The sequence below is a fragment of the Botryobacter ruber genome (assembly GCF_003347595.2).
In the GTDB taxonomy this organism is placed as follows: domain Bacteria; phylum Bacteroidota; class Bacteroidia; order Cytophagales; family Hymenobacteraceae; genus Pontibacter; species Pontibacter ruber_A.
The window spans coordinates 138,892-161,721 of the sequence record NZ_QCZK02000024.1; the positions used below are offsets into that span (position 1 = coordinate 138,892).

Annotated in this window: 14 protein-coding genes and 1 tRNA gene; 11 read left to right on the top strand and 4 right to left on the bottom strand. The window is 49.2% G+C overall.

Going from position 1 to position 22,830, the window contains the following annotated elements:
• The first annotated feature begins 1,104 nt into the window (after positions 1-1,104).
• From DCW36_RS05900 to DCW36_RS05935, 8 genes are all read left to right on the top strand, one after another.
• Entirely contained in the window at positions 1,105-4,191 is a 3,087-nt protein-coding gene (locus DCW36_RS05900) for a SusC/RagA family TonB-linked outer membrane protein (protein WP_114777422.1), read from the top strand.
• Between the two features lie 51 nt (positions 4,192-4,242).
• Positions 4,243-5,925, top strand: a complete 1,683-nt coding sequence (locus tag DCW36_RS05905; protein WP_114777423.1) for a RagB/SusD family nutrient uptake outer membrane protein — start codon at positions 4,243-4,245, stop codon at positions 5,923-5,925.
• A 289-nt stretch (positions 5,926-6,214) separates the two neighbouring features.
• Positions 6,215-7,033: an aldo/keto reductase gene (locus DCW36_RS05910; RefSeq protein ID WP_114777424.1), complete on the top strand. Its 819-nt coding sequence runs from the start codon at positions 6,215-6,217 to the stop codon at positions 7,031-7,033.
• A gap of 360 nt (positions 7,034-7,393) precedes the next feature.
• Positions 7,394-7,879 (top strand): 2-C-methyl-D-erythritol 2,4-cyclodiphosphate synthase, encoded by a 486-nt coding sequence (gene ispF / locus DCW36_RS05915; RefSeq protein ID WP_114777425.1) that lies wholly within the window; start codon positions 7,394-7,396, stop codon positions 7,877-7,879.
• Positions 7,880-7,914: 35 nt separating this feature from the next.
• The gene (locus tag DCW36_RS05920; protein WP_114777426.1) at positions 7,915-9,561 is read left to right on the top strand and encodes a M28 family peptidase; all 1,647 of its coding nucleotides are present in this window, start codon (positions 7,915-7,917) and stop codon (positions 9,559-9,561) included.
• Between the two features lie 162 nt (positions 9,562-9,723).
• Entirely contained in the window at positions 9,724-11,103 is a 1,380-nt protein-coding gene (locus tag DCW36_RS05925; protein WP_114777427.1) for a LutB/LldF family L-lactate oxidation iron-sulfur protein, read from the top strand.
• A 561-nt stretch (positions 11,104-11,664) separates the two neighbouring features.
• The gene (locus DCW36_RS05930; protein WP_114777428.1) at positions 11,665-12,390 is read left to right on the top strand and encodes a hypothetical protein; all 726 of its coding nucleotides are present in this window, start codon (positions 11,665-11,667) and stop codon (positions 12,388-12,390) included.
• 3 nt (positions 12,391-12,393) lie between these two features.
• A complete protein-coding gene (locus tag DCW36_RS05935; protein ID WP_114777429.1) occupies positions 12,394-13,329 on the top strand; it encodes a glutamate--tRNA ligase family protein in 936 nt (311 codons plus the stop codon).
• 113 nt (positions 13,330-13,442) lie between these two features.
• On the opposite strand, the gene DCW36_RS05940 is transcribed toward DCW36_RS05935, so the two are convergent.
• Positions 13,443-13,640 carry a hypothetical protein gene (locus DCW36_RS05940; RefSeq protein ID WP_114777430.1) on the bottom strand — a complete coding sequence of 66 codons (198 nt, stop codon included), beginning with the start codon at positions 13,638-13,640 and terminating at the stop codon, positions 13,443-13,445.
• A gap of 352 nt (positions 13,641-13,992) precedes the next feature.
• Between DCW36_RS05940 and DCW36_RS05945 the strand changes: the two genes are divergently transcribed.
• The 3 genes from DCW36_RS05945 to DCW36_RS05955 all read left to right on the top strand — a co-directional run bounded on the left by DCW36_RS05945 (position 13,993) and on the right by DCW36_RS05955 (position 15,264).
• Positions 13,993-14,064 (top strand) — tRNA-Arg (locus DCW36_RS05945).
• 259 nt (positions 14,065-14,323) lie between these two features.
• Entirely contained in the window at positions 14,324-14,713 is a 390-nt protein-coding gene (locus tag DCW36_RS05950) for a hypothetical protein (protein WP_114777431.1), read from the top strand.
• Positions 14,714-14,934: 221 nt separating this feature from the next.
• Positions 14,935-15,264: a hypothetical protein gene (locus DCW36_RS05955; protein ID WP_114777432.1), complete on the top strand. Its 330-nt coding sequence runs from the start codon at positions 14,935-14,937 to the stop codon at positions 15,262-15,264.
• A gap of 121 nt (positions 15,265-15,385) precedes the next feature.
• Here DCW36_RS05955 and DCW36_RS05960 read toward each other — a convergent pair whose 3' ends face one another.
• From DCW36_RS05960 to DCW36_RS05970, 3 genes are all read right to left on the bottom strand, one after another.
• Complete coding sequence (locus tag DCW36_RS05960) at positions 15,386-16,342, bottom strand: PorP/SprF family type IX secretion system membrane protein (protein ID WP_114777433.1); 957 nt, start codon at positions 16,340-16,342, stop codon at positions 15,386-15,388.
• Positions 16,343-16,348: 6 nt separating this feature from the next.
• Positions 16,349-20,572 carry a T9SS type B sorting domain-containing protein gene (locus DCW36_RS05965; RefSeq protein ID WP_114777434.1) on the bottom strand — a complete coding sequence of 1,408 codons (4,224 nt, stop codon included), beginning with the start codon at positions 20,570-20,572 and terminating at the stop codon, positions 16,349-16,351.
• 677 nt (positions 20,573-21,249) lie between these two features.
• A complete protein-coding gene (locus DCW36_RS05970; protein ID WP_114777435.1) occupies positions 21,250-22,641 on the bottom strand; it encodes a T9SS type A sorting domain-containing protein in 1,392 nt (463 codons plus the stop codon).
• Positions 22,642-22,830: the final 189 nt, after the last annotated feature.

A 22,830-nucleotide genomic window follows, 5' to 3' on the forward strand; every position in this document is an offset into this window, starting at 1 on the left:
GACACGGGATAATAAATACAGAACCTCCAGTTTTAGTGGTAGTGGTATCACCAAAACAGGAGGTTCTGTATGTCTGGACAAAATAGTAAGGCAGGGGGCAGGCAGCAGTGTTTTCCTATGGTCCGTTTTCCCTCTTCGTCCCGCTTCTTTCCAGGGTTCCTTCCTCCCCAACCCCGGCCAATCAGTCTTACTTTACCTGGCAATGGGCATAACTCCTACAGCTCAAATAAAAGAGGGCGCCCCGGGAGGTATTTTTTTTCAGCGTATAAGCAAATGAGTAAATATAACTATATCCTGTTATTAACGACTTCACCGCTCTACCCCATCTACTTAACCTGTTCTTAACAAAAATTTAAAAATCACATTAAAATTAACTAACATTTGTTTTGCAACTACAAAAATTATGTTGATATTTCGATTCGTTTCAGCGCATCACAGACAAGGGATTGAGAAGCATTCCTATTTGTCTTTTTTTAGCGGCAGATGCACAAACGATTGCACAACATTTGCGTCGCAACTTTGATTAACGGGTTACATGTGCTATATTTTTTTTTGTTTCCCTTATGCTGCATATCTCGTTTAGATATAAATTTTAGATTTAAGTATAAAAATATTTATTATTTGTATGAGTTACACGTTTTACACACTTCTAAAAAGCTTTGAATCATGTATCTACAGTCAAACTTTAACCCAAAACCTCCTCATTCATCGCCTCCACCTGATGTAACATAAGGTGTGCATACGTTTGCAAAAGTTATCGCAAACAGGCACCGTCTACTCTTAACAATCTTCATCATCCGTCTTTTTCCTGCTAACATGCAAGGTAAAATATCTTATTCTTAACTATATTATTAACAACAAGATGCAAAGGATGGGACAACAAAAATTGTGGTGCAGCTTTGTGTACCGCACAGGAAATGCTGTGCCCTGGATCGCATACTACCACATGCACATCATTTGTAAATAAACCAAGAAAGCAACAAGCTACCAGCTATGTAACACACAAGCGCAAGTTAGCTTCCTTTATTTAAAAATAGCCCAATGGCTTTTGGTTAAACACCAGGTGCCGAATTTTAATAATGTTAAATTTTTAAACCCATTAGCATGAAAAAAAGAACACACTATGCTAAGTATGTTTTTTGGTCCTTACCACTATTAGGGCTTTTACCAAACAATATACATGCTGAAAGCAAACTTAATGTGATGCTGTCGGAACCTGCAGGTACAACCATGAGCGGTTCTGAAGCCTTAGCTGATTTTCTGGCAGCCCATGAGCGGAATACCGACAGAAAGGCTGTAAAAGCAGCTGACATCACGGTGAAGGGTAAGATAACCGATGAGAAGGGAGAAGGTTTGCCGGGTGTTACAATCCAGGTAAAAGGAACTTCTACCGGAACAGTGACAGCTGTAGATGGCAGCTTCGCGTTGTCAGCACCGGCAAACAGCACGCTGGTTGTTTCTTACGTTGGGTATGCTACACAGGAAATAAGCGTTAATAACAGATCTGTTATTAATATAAAACTGGCAGTGGATGCAAAAGCACTGGAAGAACTGGTGGTAGTCGGTTACGGTACAATGAAAAAGAGCGATGTAGCCGGCGCTATTACCTCTGTTAAAACTGAAGAGCTAACTGCTATACCTACGACCAACGCGCTCCGTTCCTTACAGGGAAAAGTATCCGGCCTGGATATTACGCAGAGCAATGGCCAGCCTGGCGCCAACGTAAACATTGTGTTGCGTGGCAACCGCTCGCTCAAAGCAGAAAATCAGCCGCTCGTGTTAGTAGACGGTATACAATATGGTTCTTTTGTAGATATTAACCCAACCGATATCGAGTCGGTGGAGATATTGAAAGACGTTGCTTCTACAGCTATTTATGGTACCCGGGGTGCAAATGGCGTTATTATTATTACAACTAAAAAAGGACGTGCGGGCAAAACAAACGTGACGTTCAATTCCTACATTTCCAATTATGAGCGCGGCAAATATCCCCGCATGATGAATGGCGATGAGTATGCCCAATTAAAACGAGAAGCCTACCGCACAACCAACGGAGGTGTCTACCGCAAAGACGAAGACATCTTTCAGGTTACCGAACTGGAGTACCTGAAGGAGAAACAGTTTGAAGACTGGCAAAGCTACATTTTCCGAAACGGCTTACTGCAGAACTACGAGCTGAACATAAACGGAGGTAACGAAAAGACGCAGTTTTCGCTGTCAGGTGGCTTCCAGAAAGACCAGGGCTTACTGCTGAACGACATCTTCCAGCGAATAAACGGAAAGATTAGCGTCGACCATAAGCTGTCTGACAGGATCAGAACAGGTGTAACCGCTATCTATACCTTTAAGGATCAGGACAAGCGCGACAACCCGCTGAACATGGCGAACAAAATTTTACCAATCGCCAAGGCATTCGACGACGAAGGCAAGATCATCCTGTTCCCGGCTCCAGGCTACAGCGCGCAGTTTAACCCGCTTGCCGACGAGCAGCCTGGCGTATTTGAGAACAGCCTGGTAGACAAGCGCCTGTTCTCTTCGGCTTACCTGGATGTAAGCCTGCACAAGGACCTGCTGTTTAAATCAACCATAGGCCTTGATATAAGGGACTACCGGAACGGCTACTTCAGGGCTCACAACACCGTTGCCAACGTAGGACGCAACTCTTCTTCTGGGGTTACTATCAACAACACGTTTAACTATACCTGGGAAAACACCCTGAACTACAACAAAACCGTTGGCGACCACGCTATCCAGGGATTGTTAGGGAACAGTTTACTTGGGACTAACTTCGAAGAATTCAGAGCTTCCGGGCAGAACCAGGCTTCACCTATCACGACCTTCTATGACCTGAATTCCAATACTGCTTCCAAGATAATTGGAAGCGGGCTGCGCGAAACTAATATTGCTTCTTTCTTCGGAAGGGTAAATTATAAATTCAAAGACAGGTATATCCTGCAAGCCTCCCTTCGCGCTGACGGCTCCTCTGTACTGGCTGACGGAGAGAAATGGGGCTATTTCCCTTCAGTGTCTGCAGCATGGCGCCTGGTGGAAGAACCTTTTATGAAGGGCATTTCAGGACTGGATGATCTGAAACTGCGTGTGAGCTGGGGACGCTCTGGCAACGCAGCCATCGATCCGTACGCTACACTGGGCAGCCTTTCGCTCTCTGGCTATGCCTTCGGCAACACTGCTGCCTATGGTTACTGGCCGAGCATGCCGCGCAACCCGAACCTTACCTGGGAGACCACCTCTACCTGGAACGCCGGTATCGATTTTGGCATCTTCAATAACAGGATATCGGGTAACATAGATGTTTACCGTTCCCTCACAAGCAACCTGTTACTGCCTAGCTTATTGCCTACCTCTACCGGCTACTCTGAGTTGTTAGAAAACGTGGGTAAAACAGAAAACAAGGGGGTTGAACTTACCTTAACCTCGCACAACATCGTTACGCCGGCCTTCACTTGGTCTACCAACTGGACTTACTCCCTGAACCGGGAGAAAATTGTAGCGCTTAACAACGGCGTTACCCGTAACGAAGCCAACAGCTGGTTTGTAGGTTCGCCAACACGCGTGTTCTACGACTACGAGAAAATAGGTATCTGGCAACTGGACGAAGCGGATGCAGCTGCAGCATTTGGTGGCTTTAAACCAGGCGACATCAAAGTAGCGGACATCAACGGTAACGGCAAATTTGATGCAGACGACCGCACGACCTTCTCCAGAGTACCAAAATATTCTTTCGGTATCAACAACAGTTTCGAGTATAAAAACTTCGACCTGAGCGTGTTTGTGTACGGCCGTATCGGGCAATTTATCGACTACGAATACAACACAGCTTACAAACCGAATGCCCTGGAAAACTCAAGTGTGGTTGATTACTGGACACCGGAGAACCCTACCAATGCATTCCCACGTCCGAACAGCTCTTACTCCACGAACAATTACCTCTTCCAGTCCACAGTAGGATATGTAGATGGCTCTTTCCTGAAAGTGAGAGATGTATCGCTGGGCTATAACCTGCCGCAGACGCTCACCGAAAAAGTTGGCCTGAGCAAACTGAGAGTGTATGGCACCCTGCAAAACTACTTTGTGTTCAGCGGCATTAAAGACTATGACCCGGAGCGGGGTGGCGACTTAAGCTTCCCGCTGCCTAAGCAGATGATTTTTGGGGTTAACATTGGTTTATAGTAGCCTTGCGTGCATACCGGTTATTAGTAAGTACTTTAAAATTGAAATCAAATGAAAAATAAAATAATTGCTTTATTTCTGGTGGCCTCCTCCCTGGGAGTATCATCCTGTAACGATTATCTGGAAGAAGTAAATAAAAGCGGTTTAACACAAGGGCCTTTTTACGATACCGAACTGGGTATTACCAGTGCCGTAAATGCATGCTACTCCGGCACCAGGTTGTGGTACGGCAAAGAAGCTCCGTTTGGCATGACAGAAACCGGCACCGACCTGTTCCTGCGGGGTGGCGACAACAAAGCCAACCAGTTAGCCGATTATACCGTCGACCTGAACGGCGCCCAGACCAACCTCAAAGATTACTGGGCACATTTGTACAAATCGCTCAACGTTTGCAACACGGCCATTTCTTTGTTACCAAGTCCTTTGCTAACGCCTGCCCTCAACAAGCAGTACGAAGGCGAAGTAAAATTCCTGCGGGCATTGTACCTGTCGCTTATCGTAGAAACTTGGGGCGATGTGGTTCTGAATACTACACCTACAGTGGGAGTGGTAACAACGGCAAAACGTTCCTCGGTAGCTGACTTTTATAATGTTATTTTTTCGGACCTGGATATAGCAATCGCCAACCTGGCCCCTAAGAAATCCACAGACGGTCGTATTACACAGGATGCAGCCAAAGCCCTGAAAGCACGTTTGTGCCTGACAAGAGCCAGCCAGACCAACGATGCCGCTCTTTATGCAGAGGCAGCAACGTTAGCAAAAGACATTATCAACAGTGGCAGGTACGCGCTCTTCAGTGATTATGCAGCCCTTTGGGACATGAAGAACAGCGAAGGCGGCAGCAATTCGGAAGCAGTTTATTACATAAACTACACCAACGACGAAACCCTGAATGGCGATTTCACAGTTGGTACCAACAAAGGCAACAACGGCCACTTGTACTACATTATGGTGTACGATAAGCAGCCTGGCATGACACGTTCCGTTGCATATGGTCGCCCTTATCAGCGCTACATGCCTTCTGTGCGCCTGCTCGATTTGTATAACGAAGCAAACGACCAGCGTTACCACGGCAGCTTCCAGACAGTGTGGTACGCAAACACTCCTAACCTGAAGGATGGCGATGTGAACGGCTATCCGCAGATGAGTGCTGGCGATACCTCTATGCTGTTCCTGAAAACGCCTGCCACGGAAAAACAAAAAAGTGTTGCAGCCGGAAAATACAAGATCTTTGACCGCACCACCATGTATAAAGCTGATGGCTCACCTTTGCTGCGGTCGCAGTTTATACAGCTGAAGAAGTTCATGGACCCTACCCGCCTGACAGCCAACCAGGAATGGAGCGCCCGTGATGCCTTTGTAATCCGGCTTGCTGAACTTTACCTGATTGCAGCTGAAGCGCTGATGCAGTCGAATCCGACAGAAGCACTGGGATACATTAATACCCTGCGCACCAAACGTGCCATACCGGGCAAAGAAGCCGAGATGCAGATCGAAGCGTCACAACTGAACCTTGATTTTATTATGGAAGAGCGTGCCCGTGAACTGGCTGGCGAACAAATTCGCTGGTTCGACCTGAAACGCACCGGTAAACTGGTAGACTATGTTCAGAAATACAACCCGGATGCTAAAGAAAATATTAAAGCACACCACAACATTCGTCCTATTCCGCAGGTACAGCTGGACGCAGTTACCAATAAGGCAGAATTTAAACAAAACCCCAACTATAATTAGGTTATTGTTTCTGCAGGTTAAGGTTAGCGAATCCCGACCCTAATCTACAATCTTAACAGCACCTCCTGTTTGGTGGCAGCACAGCCACCAAAAGCAGGAGGTGCTGTTTTTTTCCACAAAAAACAGCACCAGATTTTAACAGTTGCAACCGATTGAATATATTGAACTTACTGTACCGCCGACCTGCGCTTAAAATAGATGGTACAACATCAGCAGCCAGGAAACCGTTTACTGTGCCAATAGCCAAAAAGACAAAAAACATACAGCTATACCCAAAAAGCAGCACTTTATGAAGTACATCACCCTACAAGGCGCCGAAATTCCTGCCCTCGGACTCGGCACTTTCCAGTTAGAGGGCACTACGGCACAAACTATTGTAGAAGCAGCCCTGGCAGAAGGGTACCGCCACATCGACACCGCCCAGATTTACCGGAACGAGGAAGCAGTTGGCGCAGGTATCAAGGCAGCAGGAGTACCACGGGAAGATATCTTCCTGACCACCAAAGTGTGGTACGACCGGCTCACGCAGAAAGACTTCCTGCCATCGGTGGAGGTAAGCCTGCGAAAACTGCAAACAGACTATGTAGACCTGCTGCTCATCCACTGGCCCAACCCAGAGGTGCCGCTGGAAGAAACGGTAGAACAACTCCTGGAGGCAAGAGAAAAAGGCTATACCCGGCACATCGGCGTCAGTAACTTCCCGGTCAGGTTGGTAGAGCAGACAATAGCCCTGGGCGCCGACATTATCACCAACCAGGTAGAATACCACCCGCTCCTCGACCAGATCAAGCTCTACAACTACCTGCGGGAGCACGGCATCACCCTTACTGCCTACAGCCCCATAGCACAGGGCAAGCTTCTGGGTAACGAAATCCTGCATAGCATTGGCCGGAAATACGGCAAGAACGAAGTGCAGGTAGCGCTGCGCTGGCTGTTGCAGCAGGATGGCGTGCTGGCGATTCCGCGCTCTTCCAAAGTACATAACATGAAAGCCAACTTCCAGGTATTCGATTTTGAACTGACACAGGACGAAGTAAAACAGATAGACCAGCTACGCAGGCTTAACCAGCGGGAGGTGCAGCCGCACTGGGCGCCGGAGTGGGACTAGATTAGTTTGGGAGTTTGGGAGGTAGAAAGGTAGAAAGGTAGAAAGGTAGAAAGGTAGAGAAGTAGAGAAGTAGAAATTTTGTAGGGGTTGAAGATTTTCAACCCTAAATTAACATCAGAAATACATTCTGCTCCTGCCACCATTGCCACTCCTCCTGTTAATCTCTTAATTTTTTAATCTTGTTCAGACAAAAATCAGATCAATCAATTTAATCAGTGTAAATCAGCGGTCAAGACAAATAAAAAATCCTGTTCATCACCTTCATCATTACCATCAACGGTCAGAATTTAAGTAGTTTTGTATTTTACTTTTTTCATGACAGCTGCTCACCCGGCTGCACTACGCAAAACAACAAATTCCATGAAACTGAAGATACGAACAGGCTTCGGCTACGATGTACACCAACTGCAGGAAGGCCTCGATTTCTGGCTGGGCGGTATTAAAATTCCGCATACGCACGGCGCCCTAGGCCACTCCGACGCCGATGTGCTGATACACGTGATCTGCGATGCCCTTCTGGGCGCCGCCAACATGCGCGACATCGGCTTCCACTTCTCCGACAAAGACCCGAAGTACAAAGGCATCGACAGCAAAATCCTGCTCAAGGAGGTAATGGCGCTGCTGGCCCGCGAAGGCTACGAAGTCGGCAACATCGATTCGACCATCTGCCTGCAGGAACCAAAGGTAAACCCGCATATCCCGGCCATGAAAATCTGCCTGGCCGAAGTAATGGGAATTCCGGAAAGCGATATCTCCATCAAAGCTACCACTACCGAACACCTGGGCTTTGTAGGCAAAAAAGAGGGTGTTGCCGCCTTTGCCACCGTACTTATCGTAAAACAGTAACGTTCCATTAATCTAAACTACCTACATCTACATTCATGAAGTACAATTCATTTGCCGCCTGTGCACTGGCAGTAGTCCTGTTTGCCGGCTGCGCTAAACCACAGGCTTCTACCAAAGCTCCGGTTACCGACGCTGCCAGGCTCCGGGAAGCGGCACCAACCTATGCCGCCTCGGTAACAGCCGCCGATCTTTCCAAACACCTGCACATCCTTGCCTCCGACGAATACGAAGGCCGCGACACAGGTAAGAAAGGGCAGAAAATGGCTGCCGAATATATCTCCCGCGAGTTCCGCGAAGACGGGCTCGTGGGTCCGGTGCAGGGAGGCAGCAATCCGTATTACCAGCAATTCGAACTGGAAGAAAGCCAGTGGGGCGAGGGATATATTACTGTCAATAACCAGAAGTTCCTGATGATGCAGGACTTTTTTGTGATGGGCAGTCCTCCTTACCAGGCAGAGCAAACGGTTGAAGTTGTTTTTGCAGGCTACGGCATCGACGCACCCAACTACTCCGACTATGCCGGCCTGGATGTAAAAGGCAAAATGGTAGTGGCACTGGCTGGCGAGCCTAAAAGCAGCAGCGGCAGGTACCTCATCAGCAGCACCGATAAACAATCGGACTGGGGCCGGGACTACCGCAAAAAGCGCGAAGCTGCTACCAAACACGGTGCCCAAAGCCTGTTGCTGGTTACCGGCACCACTGCCGACGAATTTGTAAGTTTAACCCAACGCTACAAAGCTTACTCCACCCACCCTGCTGTGAGTATCAAAAGCAGCGACACTCAGGCTACGGCTGCCGCTATGTTCATTTCGCCGGTAGTAGGCGCCGCCCTGCTGAATACGACACCCGACAAAATGCTGGCATACGCCAGTGCGGTAGCCAAAGCAGGCAAACCGGCACCTTCCACGTTCACGGCGGTGAAAGATGTTACCATCAAGACCGAACGTAAAAGCAACCCGCTTCCAACCGAAAACGTGCTGGGCTTTGTAGAAGGCTCTGATAAGAAAGACGAAGTAGTGGTGGTAACAGCTCATTACGACCATGTGGGGGTGGACCCGACACTGGAAGGCGACCAGATTTTTAACGGCGCCAACGACGATGGTTCCGGCACAGTAGCTGTCATTGAGCTGGCGGAGGCATTTGCGCAGGCGAAGAAAGACGGCTTTGGCCCGCGCCGCAGCATCCTGTTCATGACCGTTACCGGCGAAGAAAAAGGCCTGCTGGGCTCTGAGTATTATTCCCAGAACCCGGTGTTCCCGCTGGCCAACACGGTTGCCGACGTCAATATCGACATGATTGGCCGCATGGACTACAAGTACGAGAAGACCAACAACAGCAACTATATCTATGTCATCGGGTCTGATAAACTGTCGTCGGAGCTGCACCGGATAAACGAGGAGGCAAACCAGAAGTACGTGAACCTCACGCTCGATTATACCTACAACGACGAAAACGACCCGAACCGCTTCTACTACCGCTCCGACCACTACAACTTTGCCAAACACGGCATTCCGATTATCTTTTACTTTAACGGCGTGCACGACGACTACCATAAGCCATCAGACTCGGTAGATAAAATTATTTTTGAAAGTGCCGAGAAAGCAGCGCGACTGGCCTTTTATACGGTTTGGGAACTTGCCAACCGCGACAAACGCATTGTGGTAGACAGCAACAAGAAGTAAGTTAGCTGGGAAACAGGCCGGTACAGCCCTGAAGCAATTTTGTAAAAAAAGCTACGTTTATATTATTCTGATAAAAACACCTTACTTTTGTAGTAAGGTGTTTTCTTTTTTAAAGCACGTCCTGGTATAGCTTTACACAGGAAAAAGGCAGGGTAGCATTATATGAGTAGTAAATTAAAACAGTTTCTGCTGGATGCTGAGGCGAAAGCATTTGACAGAGACCATCGTAAAACCATCGGGTTTAACATTGGCAAATATAACACGGCTGTGCAACGCGGCCTTAACCAGTATACCGACCACGAACTGGCCCGCGAACGGGCTTCTTTTATAAAAACCACTGTCATCAATAACTTAGACAAGTATTTGATGGAGTTCGAATCGAACTTTACGGCCCGTGGCGGTAAGGTAATCTGGGCACGCGATGCCGATGAAGCGCTGCGGGAGATTGGCCACATCATGAAGCGCAAACGTGCCCGTTCGGTGGTAAAAGCCAAGTCGATGACGACTGAGGAGCTCCACATGAACGATTACCTGGAGAAGAACGGGATTGAAGTAGTGGAAACCGACCTGGGCGAGTACATTGTACAGCTGGCAGAGCAGCGGCCTTACCACATTGTAACGCCGGCCATGCACATGTCTAAAAAAGACATTGCCGACCTTTTTGTGGAAAAGCTGAAGATAGCCCCGACCGAAGACGCCGAGGAACTGGTACTGACGGCCCGCAAGCTCCTGCGCGCCAAATACACCGCAGCCGAAGTAGGCGTTACAGGCGGCAACTTCCTGATTGCCGATGTGGGTGGCGTAGCCGTTACCGAAAACGAAGGCAATGCCCGCCTCTCCACCACTTTCCCCAAAACGCACATCGCCATTGTGGGCATCGAAAAGCTGATTCCATCCATCATGGACCTGGACCTCTTCTGGCCACTGCTCAGTACGAGCGGAACGGGGCAGAACGTAACCGTGTACAACAGCATCTTTACCGGTCCGCGCCAGCCCAAGGAGAAAGACGGTCCCGAAGAGATGTACGTGATCCTGCTCGACAACGGGCGCACCGAGCTGCTGGCCCTGCCCGAGAAACGGGAGGCGCTCAACTGCATCCGCTGCGGCGCCTGCCTCAACATCTGCCCGGTATACAAAAACATTGGCGGCCACACCTACGAGAGCACTTACTCCGGCCCGATAGGCTCTGTGATCACACCGCATTACAACGGCATGCCGGAAAACAAGCACCTGAGCTACGCCAGCTCCCTTTGCGGCGCCTGCACCTCGGTGTGCCCGGTCAAAATAAATATCCACAACCTGCTGCTGCTTAACCGCAAGCAAAGCGTGGAACAGGGCCTGGCCGACAAGCAGGAGAAAACAGCTTTCAAGCTGTGGGTAAGAGCCATGAAAAGCCGCACGCTGCTGAACCTGGCACCGGCCGGCATTAAAAACCTGGTCCTGAAACAGGTGCTAAAAGACACCTGGAGCAAACGCCGCGAACCGCTGAAGGTACCGCCAAAGTCGTTTAACCAGCTCTGGAAAGAAAGACAGAAGAAATAATCTAAAAGCAAAACCGCCTGCCGAGAAATATTCGACAGGCGGTTTTGCTTTACAGGCGCAGCATAAATCACGAACACTCATTTGTTTTAAAACAAATAACCAACACAAAGGCAGCTGGTTACAAAAGTATATTTTAAAAAACTATGGGCTTCCAAAACAAATATCTTAACAAGCTAATCTATCACATCCTCAAGCAGTTACATATTTCTATTTTCACAACATTTTCACTATATACTTAACATTAAAATAATTTTTAATTATTTTTTGTAAAAAATTTGCAACCCTCAACAAGGTTTCGTACGTTTGTATCATCAGAACGACACAATGTAGGGTGTTGAAACTGGCAGACAAGCCCTCCTCTCTCGGGGGTGGAGATTTCGGGATAAAGCAGCTACTTGAGCTTACCAGTAAAAAGATATTTGCCTAACTACTCCGTGGAGGTTCGACTCCTCCCCCTACAGCAACAAAGCCTCCTGCCACACCGGCAGGAGGCTTTTACTTTTTCATGCGTATATTCAGGAAAGAATATTTCTATTCAACCAATTTTCCTGATATGCTCCTATGACAGCAGCAACTAAGCAGGCAGTAGAAAACCTATACACCGTTTTCAGCAAGTATCCATTAAATCCGAACATGGATGCCAGTCCGCTCTACCCAGAAAAAGAAGTCGCCAAATGGAATGCAGCAGTCTCTTCCAAACCCTTGCGCGAATTTACCGGAGACGAGCTGGCATTTTTTGCCTTCAAAGTCTGCTACACCTGGGGCGGCACCGATGACTATAAACACTTCTTGCCAAGGTTCCTTGAATTGATTGCCCAATACAAGGAAGCATTAATCGAGAGCTGGGTTGTGTTTGACAAACTAAACTACTGTCACTGGCGAGATTGGCCCAAACAGGAATATGATGCCATTCTGCTTTATCTGGAGTCACTTTGGCTGCAGTTGCTTCAGGAGCATGACGAAAAAATTGATTGGGTATTTGAAAGCCATTTTACTTCTATCGCAAAAGTATACCCCTCTTTCGAATGGTTACTATCAAAGTGGGAGGAAGCTAACACCGGCACCTCTATTATTCAATTTTGCAATTTTATAGATGACAACTTTTATGAACTCACCAGGAGAAAAAGAATACCAGAATTTGATGAAACCCCACAGCTTTTAACAGAATTTTTACAGTGGGCGAAAGTAAAAATGCGTCCAAAACTTTTAGCTGCATTTGAAACCTCAAATGATGAAACACTACTTCAAAAACTGGTAAGTACGCAGGAAACATTGGATAACATTTAAAGAATGGAAACAGACTCGCGTCATACCTCACTACCTCCTCTGAAAACCCGCATCGCCCCTACCCCCAGCGGTTACCTGCACCTGGGCAATGCGCTGTCGTTTGCCATTACCTGGGCGCTGGCCCGGCAGCAGCAGGGAACGGTGGTGCTGCGCATCGACGACCTGGACAACACCCGCTTCCGGCAGGAGTACCTGCAGGACATCTTCGACACGCTGCACTTCATGGGCCTGGACTACGACGAAGGTCCCCGCGATGCCACCGACTTCACCCAAAACTTTTCGCAGCACCTCCGGCTGCCGCTTTACAACCAGATGCTGGAGGAGCTGGCAGCGCAGCACCTGCTCTATGCCTGCCCCTGCTCGCGCAGCCAGATAGCCGCCGTATCGCCGGAGGGAAACTACCCCCTCACCTGCCGCGACAAGCAGTTCCCGCTCGACCTGCCCGATGCCACCTGGCGCATCCGCATCCCGGCCGGCACCGAAATTTCGTTCCACGACCTGCTGCTCGGCAACTGCACGGTGCCCCTGGCAGCGGAAATGCCTGATTTTGTGGTGCGGCGGAAGGATGGCATTCCGGCTTACCAGGTAGCCTCCGTGTGCGACGACCTGCTCATGGGTATCAACACGGTGGTGCGGGGCGAGGACCTGCTGCTTTCCACGGCAGCACAACTTTTCCTGGCGCAACAAACGGACGCAACCGGTTTTCTGAACGTCCGGTTTGTGCACCACCCCATTGTGCGGGAAGAATCCGGAAGCAAACTCTCTAAATCCCACGCCTCCCTCTCCATCCATGCCATGCGCAGCCAGGGGTTCACGCCAAAAGCTCTCTGGCAGCAGCTGGCCCGCACCCTGCACTGGCAGGAAACGGAAATAACAGACGCAGCCAGTTTCCTGGAGCGGTTCCGGCTAAAAGATGTTGCCCGGATGCAAAGCAAATAAGAATAAAAAGGAGCAGCGGGAATGGTGGCAGGTACAGCAGCATGAAAAAATACCGGACAAGTATTTCAGCTATGATGTAAGGCAGGTGGAGGCACAGCTAGAGCCAGCACTGCTTACTGCCGTTTCAATTCAGCTTTTGCAGGCACATAACCTGCCGAAGCTGGTTTAGCCTCCCAGAGCAACAGCTTTTTAGCTGCCAGGTAGGTAATGGTAGCAGTAGCTGTTTTACCACTGTAGCAGCTGGTGTACTTTACCGTAGCCACATTACCGTTAATGGTACCGGTTACGGCACAGGCATCGTGTTCGTCCATGCCACAATCAATCCGGTTGCCGGAGTTGGCAATCGCACAGTAGCTTCCGGTTAGCTGGTTTTCTTTCTGCTTTAATGCTAAGGAAAAAGTAGCTGCATCGCTGTTTTTCAGTCATTCCCAGTTCCCTGAAAAATCAGGTTTCGCCTGCGGGTTCAGAAAGGCAGCACATGTAAAAATAGTCAGCAGCAATAGTAGCGGCAGTAGCAGCTTTTTCATTGGCGGGATAGGAGTGTCTTTTTATTTGCCACGTGTGCAATCACTCCGAATAAAACTAATTGCTCAATTTGATAAAAACAAGTTTTGTATTAAGCCGTTTTTTCATCTAAATTTGCGAAGCTAGCATAATTTAACAGGCCACATAGTTCAACGGATAGAATAGGAGTTTCCTAAACTCTAGATCCAGGTTCGATTCCTGGTGCGGCCACCGGTAAAGCCCCTGAACAGTTTGTTGAGGGGCTTTTTTTTGCACAGCGGACATCAGTCGTGCCTTCTTTCCTTAAACCTGACCTGGCCAAGGAGGCACAGAGGCTATGGTGGCAGCTGCAGAGCCTCTGTAATTCTACTTAAAAACTACTACGTATTAGTTCAAAACGCAGGGGCAACTACGGGTTCTGCAAAAATAAGTTACATCAAGGATTTAATTTTGCACACTTTTTGTTACTTTACAAATAAACAGATCCTACATGATCATACCGAGTCCTTTAATTACCCTGGATTATAATCCTGCGAAAGATGTCCTTATTGTTGAGTGGCCTGATATACAGGAATTTAGCATTACAGAAGTTAAACACAGCCTGCAGGATATTATCAACACAGTTAAATTTTACGACGTAAAAAATCTATTGGTCGATTCCCGAAAGGCTGTAATCGGTGTAAGCAAAGAAGAGTACACAACCATCGCTTCGGGTTTTATCAAGGAACTATCAGGTACCCGGATCCAGAAAGTTGCCCGTCTCGAAAGTAACAATAAAGTTAAAGAAGCACAGGTAAAAGAAATATCGCCACTGATTACAGCTATCGCTTTTCAGAACTTTTCAGACTTTAATGAAGCGCTTAGGTGGCTGGATTCCTGAAATTAATTCTGGCATACAAGACATTATAACCATTGTGTGAGGCTGCCCCAAAGGCATCCTCTTTTTTATTTCCTTTCCTGCGCAAAAGCCCTGTTCTGTCAGCACACCCGTGGGTAGGAACGCTACTGCTGCACAACATAAAAATGCTGCCACCTGCACCAAACATGAAACATTAATCCGCTACCAGGCATATACACCTTTAACAATAAACCTGTGTTAGTATGAGTGGACGTTTCCTGTGTAGTATTTTTCTTCCCATAATCCTTTTCATGTCCTGCCGCGACAACTCCACCACAGGGAATGGCGCATCTGATAACCCCACCATGCAGGAAGCGGACCTCCCGCCCGATGTACTCGAAATGACCAAACCCCTGATAAAAGGCAGATTATACAAGGAAGCAAGTTTAGAACAAGGGACCGTTATCAATTTCGATACGTCACAGCAGATCCTGGTACTCGACACGACGGATGCCCTTTTTGTAAAGGCCAGGATCGTAAAAGATACTTCCGCTTATACAGGCTATGTTCTGAAAGCCATTTTACCGGAGTAGACAGCAGCTAAAAAGGCTCTGCAGCTCCCACCACACCCTCTGCTCCTACTCATTTAAACAAGAAAAAAAAGAGGCTGCCCTTGTAAGACAGCCTCCTGTACCATTAAAGCCTGGTGGGTTATTACCACATCATCGGCGCTTTGTCGCTTTGCTTGAATAGCGGAATACCAATGATCAGTTCGTGGCTGCTGCCAAACTTGAACACATTGGCTTCGCCCACACTGTGGTCGTAGCTGTAGCTGATGTTCAGCCTGCTGGTCGGGCTGATGCCCAGCATCCCCGAAACGGAACGGTTCGGGCTGTAGCCCACGCCTCCCCAGAACATGGAGCGGTATCTTACTTTACCGGTAAGCAGGTACGTCGGGTCGAGTTTATCCTGGAGCTGCACCAGCGCACCCGGCGCTACTTCCCAATCGTCGGTCACCTGGAAGGTATAGCCGGCAGTTGCCACATGGCGCACAACGCTTTCATCCTCTTCCCCAAAGTTATCGCTAATCCTGGCGCGGATCAGCTGCAAGGGGGAATAACCGATATAGAAGTTACTCGAATGCAGCATGACGCCCGGGTTAACATCCAGGTAAGAAACGGCACCGTCGGAGGCAAGCAGGTCCTGGTACACCCGGTCGTTTTCGCCTCTCACCCGAAGCTCGCCCAGATCAGCGGAGATCCTGTTTATGCCGGCTTTAAAGCCCAGCGACAGGTAGGTATCTCCGCTTACCGGTATGTGCACCGCAGACGAAACAGCGGCCTGCAAGTCGCGGTAACCGGCTACCCGTTCCTGTACCACAAAACCGCTCAGGCCAACTTTCGTCTGCCCCGTGGTCTCATCATTCTGGAAAGAGTGGTTCACCCCCAGGAAATATCCTTTTGGCGAATCGTCCATGCCGGCCCACTGGTAGCGGGTACCAATTTTCACATCAGTAAAGTTCTCTACACCAGATGCTGCCGGGTTGTACAGGATAGGCAACCGGGCGTACTGTGTCAGCGGATTACTCGTCTGGCTGTAAGCCGAGAACCCCAACCCGCACAGCGAGAGAACAAATGCTTTTTTAACTATATTTTTAAATAAATCTCTCATAAACCTTTAGTAAATAACTTTGATAGAACCACTTAGTCTGCTTCCGCCGTCACGTTCGATACTGAAGAAGTAGGCACCTTCCGGTACAAGTTTTCCCTGGTAGTGCCCATCCCACTCGGTCTGCGCATTGCTGGTCTCAAATACAGTCTGGCCGGTCTGGTCGAATACCCTGATTCTTACAGTACCTGTCATTCCCATGTGTGATACGCCCCAACGTCTGTTCTGCTCGTCGTTGCCGTATGGCAGGAGCGCATTCGGAACCTCGTTTACGGTGAAGGCTCTTTGTTGCACTGTAACCGTAACGGTGTTGCTGGTTACGGTACCGCAGCCATTTACAGAGGTTGCTACCCTGCGGTAAGCAATGGTCTTGTCGGCTGGATCGGCTGGGGTAAAGCTACGGCCGGTTGCAAGTGGTATAGCCGTGAAAGCACCGCCATCCACAGACCTTTCCCACTGGTAAGAAACCACGTTGCCGCCCGTTGCATCGGTTGCAGAAGACAGCATGGTTGGCATGGTACCGTAGTCAACGGTTTGGTTTCCGGCAATTTCGCCTGGCATCAGATCACCATATACCGTAACCAGGGTCGGCTCCGAATAGATGGTAGTGCCGCAGGTAGCATTGTGCATGGCTCTGCGGTACCAGGTAGATTGCGTGTGTGCCGCAGTTGGTGTGTAAGAGGTACCGGTTTCGCCGGATACATCCTGCCAGTTGGTTCCGTCTACAGAAGACTGCCACGAATAAGTAAAGTTGTTATCGCCGCCCGTTGGCAAGGCAGCGCTGGTAATAGCACCAGGTACCGTGTTGTAGCAGATACCAGGTCCTGCCTGAATTTCGCCGGCAGTAAATGGCTCGTAAACATTAAGGGCTACCTGTGTGGTGGTGTCGGTAGATAAGCAGGTTCCGCTGAGCACGGCACGGTAAAGGTTGCTGTTCATGTCGGTGGTTGCGCCCACCACCGTTAAGGTACTTGTAGTAGCACCGCTGTAAGCGTCACCGTCGGTTATATCAACAAAACCTTCGCCGGTATCTACCTGCCACTGGTAGGTTACGCCTGCACCAATCGCGCCAACTGTAAAGTTAACGTTAGAACCAATGCAGCTTTCTGGTGCGTTAGCAGGCTCCACGGCAACCGTCGGGTTCCGGTTTACGGTAAGCGCTGTTCTGCTGGATACCAAAGCCGGTGCACAGGCGCCGCTCACCAATACCTGGTAGATATTGCCATCCATTTCCGGCGTAGCTCCTGTGATAACCAGGGTAGCATCGGTTGCGCCACTGTACAGCTCGTTGTTGGCGAGGTTGGTAAAGGTAGTACCTCCATCGGCACTTACCTGCCACTGGTACACAACATCCGAACCTGTAGCCTCCACCGAAAAGCTGGTTGGCAGGTCCTGGCAGATTTCTGTCGTAGCCACCGGCTGTGTTGTAATTTCCGGCGGATAGCAGAAATTGGAAGGTATCACGACCAGCGTTGCAGCGTCTGTAGCAGCTGCGCCCAGTTCGCCGCCTGCTGCCATCCTGTATTTATAGTTCGTAAAGGTAGCGTCGGCAAAACCAATGGTTAGCGTAGGAGTGGTTGTTCCGGAGTAAATGGTACCGTCGGTCAACGTTTCGAACAGTCCGTCTCCTTTATCCACCTGCCACTGGTAGGTCAGGTTATTTCCTACCGCTTTGCCTGTAAAGGTGAGGGCATCGCCTTCGTTTACTTCTTTATCGGCAGGCGAGGCTGCAATGAAAGGTCCTGCATCAAAGGATCGCACATAGATCCTTCCGCCGTCGCCGGTGTTGCGGTAGCTGTAGTACAGGGTGCCGCTTTTCGGGTCCATGGTAGCGCCGGAGTGGCTGGTGCTCCTGCCCAGGCTCAGTTCGCCTCCTATAACTGACCAGGTACCATTGTGGTACTGCATAAACACTGCTCTGCTACCATCTGCATAGCCAGCATCGTTAAAGCTTACGACAGGCCTGTTGTCGGCACCAAAACCAAGGAAGGATGTACCGGTAGAGTTGGTGATGTTGCCGCCAGAAAAGGCTGCATTGCCTACCAGCTCCCAATCGGTGCCGTTGAAGCGCATCACCGCAGCTTTGTCACTTCCCACAGCGCCTTTGCCATCGTGGATGAGCACGTGCGGCACATCGTTGTTGTCCAGGGCCAGGTAAATGTTGCCTACCTCGCCTTCATGACCACCTGCGTTAAAGCCTTCTGTTCCCAGTGCTTCCCATACGCCTGTTGCTTCGTTGTATTTCTTCACAGAGCCACGCCAGCCTTTGCCGGTGTCGCGGTAGCCTACGTACAGGTTGTTGTCTTTGTCGAAGGCAGTGGTTGGGTGCTCGGCGTTGGTGCCAAGGAAGTTTGGCAGGTACTCCCAGGCCCCGTCCACGAAACGCACTACCCGGCCTTTGCTGGAGCCTATGTCGCGGTGCGCCACGTACGGAACATTGTTGTTGTCGAAGTTGATGAAGGCCCACCGGATGCCGCCTTCTGTGAAGCCCGGCGTACCCACTACTTCCCAGGCTGTGCCGTTGAACTTCTGCACAGTCAGCCTGTCACCGTTGTCTTTGTCCTGGTAGGCCACGTAAGGCACATCGTTGTGGTCCAGCCGGATGTAAGGGAAGTTGGCGGTGTTGTTGTTAGAGGTAGAGTTGAGAGCCGCTCCAACATTTTCCCAGGCGCCGTTTACCAGTCTTCTTACAAGGTAGCCGCCTTCGTTGTAGAGTACGTAAGGAGTACCCTGGCTGTCCACATCCATGGAACTCCAGATGGCACTGCCATCGGAGGCAGGTTCACCGCCTGCTGTTTGCCACTGAGACGGGTCAGGCATTACCGTGATGGTAGTACTTTCTGAATGAAGACTACCACACTCACTCGTCAGCGTTACTCTGTACCTGAAGCGGTTCATCGGAACTGTTGCCCCTGCAATGGTCAGACTGGCAGTTGTAGCACCACTGTAAGTTTCATCGTCAGTAATATTTTCAAAGCCGTTGCCGCTGTCTACCTGCCACTGATATGCCAGGTTAGAACCTTCAGCGGTAACATTTAAAGTAGCCTCGCCCCCTTGGTTCGTATCAGCGGTTGCTGGCTGAGCAGTAATTAGTGGCCCACAGATATATTGCCGCACATAGATTTTCCCACCATCACCGGTGTTTCTGTAGCTATAGTATAAGGTCCTGGTGGCTGGGTCCATGGTAGCACCGGAATGGCTGGTGCTTCTGCCCAGGCTCAGTTCACCCCCGATATTAGTCCAGGTACCATCTACTAATTGCATAAACACCGCTCTGCTACCATCAACATACCCGGCATCGTTAAAGCCTACAAAAGGCCTGTTCTCGATATCAAAACCGAGGAAAGAAGTACCGGTTGAGTTGGTGATGTTGCCGCCAGAGAAGGCTGCATTGCCTACTAACTCCCAATCCGTGCCGTTGAAGCGCATCACGGCCGCTTTGTCACTTCCCACAGCGCCTTTGCCATCGTGGATGAGCACATGCGGCACATCGTTGTTGTCCAGGGCCAGGTAAATGTTGCCTACCTCGCCTTCATGACCACCGGCGTTAAAGCCTTCCGTACCCAGTGCTTCCCATACACCTGTTGCTTCGTTGTATTTCTTCACAGAACCACGCCAGCCTTTGCCGGTGTCGCGGTAGCCTACGTACAGGTTGTTGCCTTTGTCGAAGGCAGTGGTTGGGTGCTCGGCGTTGGTACCAAGGAAGTTTGGCAGGTACTCCCAGGCCCCATCCACGAAACGCACTACCCGACCTTTGCTGGAGCCAATGTCGCGGTGCGCTACGTACGGAACATTGTTGTTGTCGAAGTTAATGAAGGCCCACCGGATGCCGCCTTCCGTGAAGCCCGGCGTACCTACTACTTCCCAGGCTGTGCCATTGAACTTCTGCACAGTCAGCCTGTCACCGTTGTCTTTGTCCTGGTAGGCCACGTAAGGCACGTCGTTGTGGTCCAGCCGGATGTAAGGAAAGTTGGCAGTGTTGTTGTTAGAGGTAGAGTTGAGAGCCGCTCCAACATTTTCCCAGGCGCCGTCTACCAGTCTTCTTACAAGGTAGCCGCCTTCGTTGTAGAGTACGTAAGGAATACCCTGGCTGTCCACATCCATGGAACTCCAGATGGCGCTGCCGTCGGAGGCAGGTTCACCGCCTGCTGTTTGCCATTGGGCCTGCGCCACACTGCTGTATAAACAGCAGACGAGAAGACAGGCTAAGAATTTAGTAATTAATGCTCGCATAGGCAATTTGTAAAATTTAATTTATTGGATATAAAAAAACACATTTCCTTTGGTGGTAACAGCAACATAGCAGACCCCCACGCAGCAGCGGCGGGCACCGAAAGATGACAGTGCAAAACAGGGCAACCACAATGCCTTTTTTCTTTCATTTCAGGCCGAAAAATATGGGTATCTCTACTACTGGTTAAATGCTTTTTCAGCAAAAAAACAAGCTCGTTCATCCGGTGTTTTACCATTAAAACAAACGAATGATTGTTAAATTAACAACTTATCAAAAACTTTCCTATCCTGCACTATCCTGCAACGCCAGAACTACAGTGTAGCGCCTTCACAGCACCATCAGCAAAATACAATTTCACAAAATAAACAGCTTTGGTCCCGTTTTACCTTTACCCCTCACACCAAGTGAGAGCAGCAGAGGCTGTGGTGGCAGGTGCAGTGCCTTTTTTGGCAGGAATGAGCGACATCTCGTGACAGGCAGGAAGCGAACCAGGTAAGAGGAGGAGAAACAGATGAGTCGGCAAAAAACAAAAAAGTGAGCCGAAGATAAAAATTTACCTTCGGCTCACTTTTCAGTTGATTCACTTTAGTATTTACAGATTCTGCTTATTTTCAGAACCAAGCGTTTTACTGCATTTACCGGCTTTCCTACACGCGAAAATACAGCTCGCTAAAAACTACTGCTTCAGAAGCTTCAGCGTCTGGCTGCCTGCTTCCGTTTGCAGTTGTATAAAGTACAGCCCGGCACGCAGTGCAGCACCAGCCTCGCCTTCGCCAACACCCTGACCACGGTCCATTACCTGGCCTGCATTGTTGTAGATAACATAGCTGAACTTACCGGCTGCCGTAAAGCGGAAAGATGAAGAAGAGGGGTTAGGATATACACTAACACCAGATTTATTTGCTAAGTCTTTAGCAGCACTTGTTGTTGTTGGGGTATATTGCCACACAAACAATCCTCTGTTGCCATCACTGGCACCACGGGCTGAAATAAAGAAATTACCGTTTGCTTTATTCATAGCAAAGCCTGTATGGGAGGCGTTAAAGGTAGTACTTACTCTGTCACCTCCCACATATTCCCATGCTGTACCGGCTGCATTTGGCGTGTAGACAGCACTTCTGCCAGCTACTTCCATAAAACCAACATAAAGCTTATTATCACTACCGACTTCTAAATTCATCCAATCGATTGTTGGTGCTCCAAAGCCTGTGGCTGGTCCAACATTTTCCCAGGTTGTACCATTCAAACGAAATACCCTGGCAACTGCTGAGGCAGCTTCAGTTCCTGACCTGATTAGGAGATAAGGCATGTTATTTGGACCGATAGCTATGTCTGTATTTCTGGCATGGATACCTGCCAGACTTTCTGCTCCTACTGGCTGCCATTCAGTTCCTACAAGTCTTTGAACGGCAGGTGCACCACCCATGCTATAAGATAAGTACAGGTTGTTATTATTATCGAAAGCTATAGCGGTATATTCCACAGCGCCTGTTGATATGCCGGTCTCAGGGCCGACAGGTGACCAGGCAGTGCCTGTGCCGGAGTAGCGCATTACCACTGCTTTGCTTTCGTTGGCATGGTCTCGGAAAGCCAGGTGCAGTACGCCGCTGTTGTCGAAGGCAAGGGAGGCATAGCGCCCTTCCGCAGCAGAGTTATAAATAATTTCCCAGGTACTGCCGTTGAGCCTGGCCACCCTCATTCTGTTTGCTACACCGTCTACGGTTCCTTTATCCTTAAAAGCCACATAAGGCACTCCTTGTGGAGAAAAAGCTATGGAGGTCCACTCTACGCCTCCCGTTGAAAAACCTGCGTTTCCTACTTGTTGCCATTCTGTGCCAGTCCATCTTTTTACCTGCGTCTTATCTGTAGTAGTAGAACTACCGGTGGTACCATCCACATTGCCACTGAACACTACGTAAGGTGTGCCATCTGGAGCTACCCCTACAGAAGTGTAGGTAGCCTGCGTCCCACCTGTTCCTGTTAACTGCGCCCATTGCGCCTGTGCATTTATGCCAAATAAGCAACATACCACCAGGCAAGCAATCCATTTTGTAAAAGTTACTCTCATAAAATTTCCCTGTTTTTAAAGTTGTTGATGATTAAAATAAAACTGTACTGTAAAAAAATTGCACAAAACCCCAACACCAGGCGCATCAGGCAGCAGACTAAATTGCATACCTCGCCCCGGGCATCCGGCACTTAAAAACCAAAAAACTAACTACTGATTGTTACTAAAGAAAAGTCAGATATTCCTATC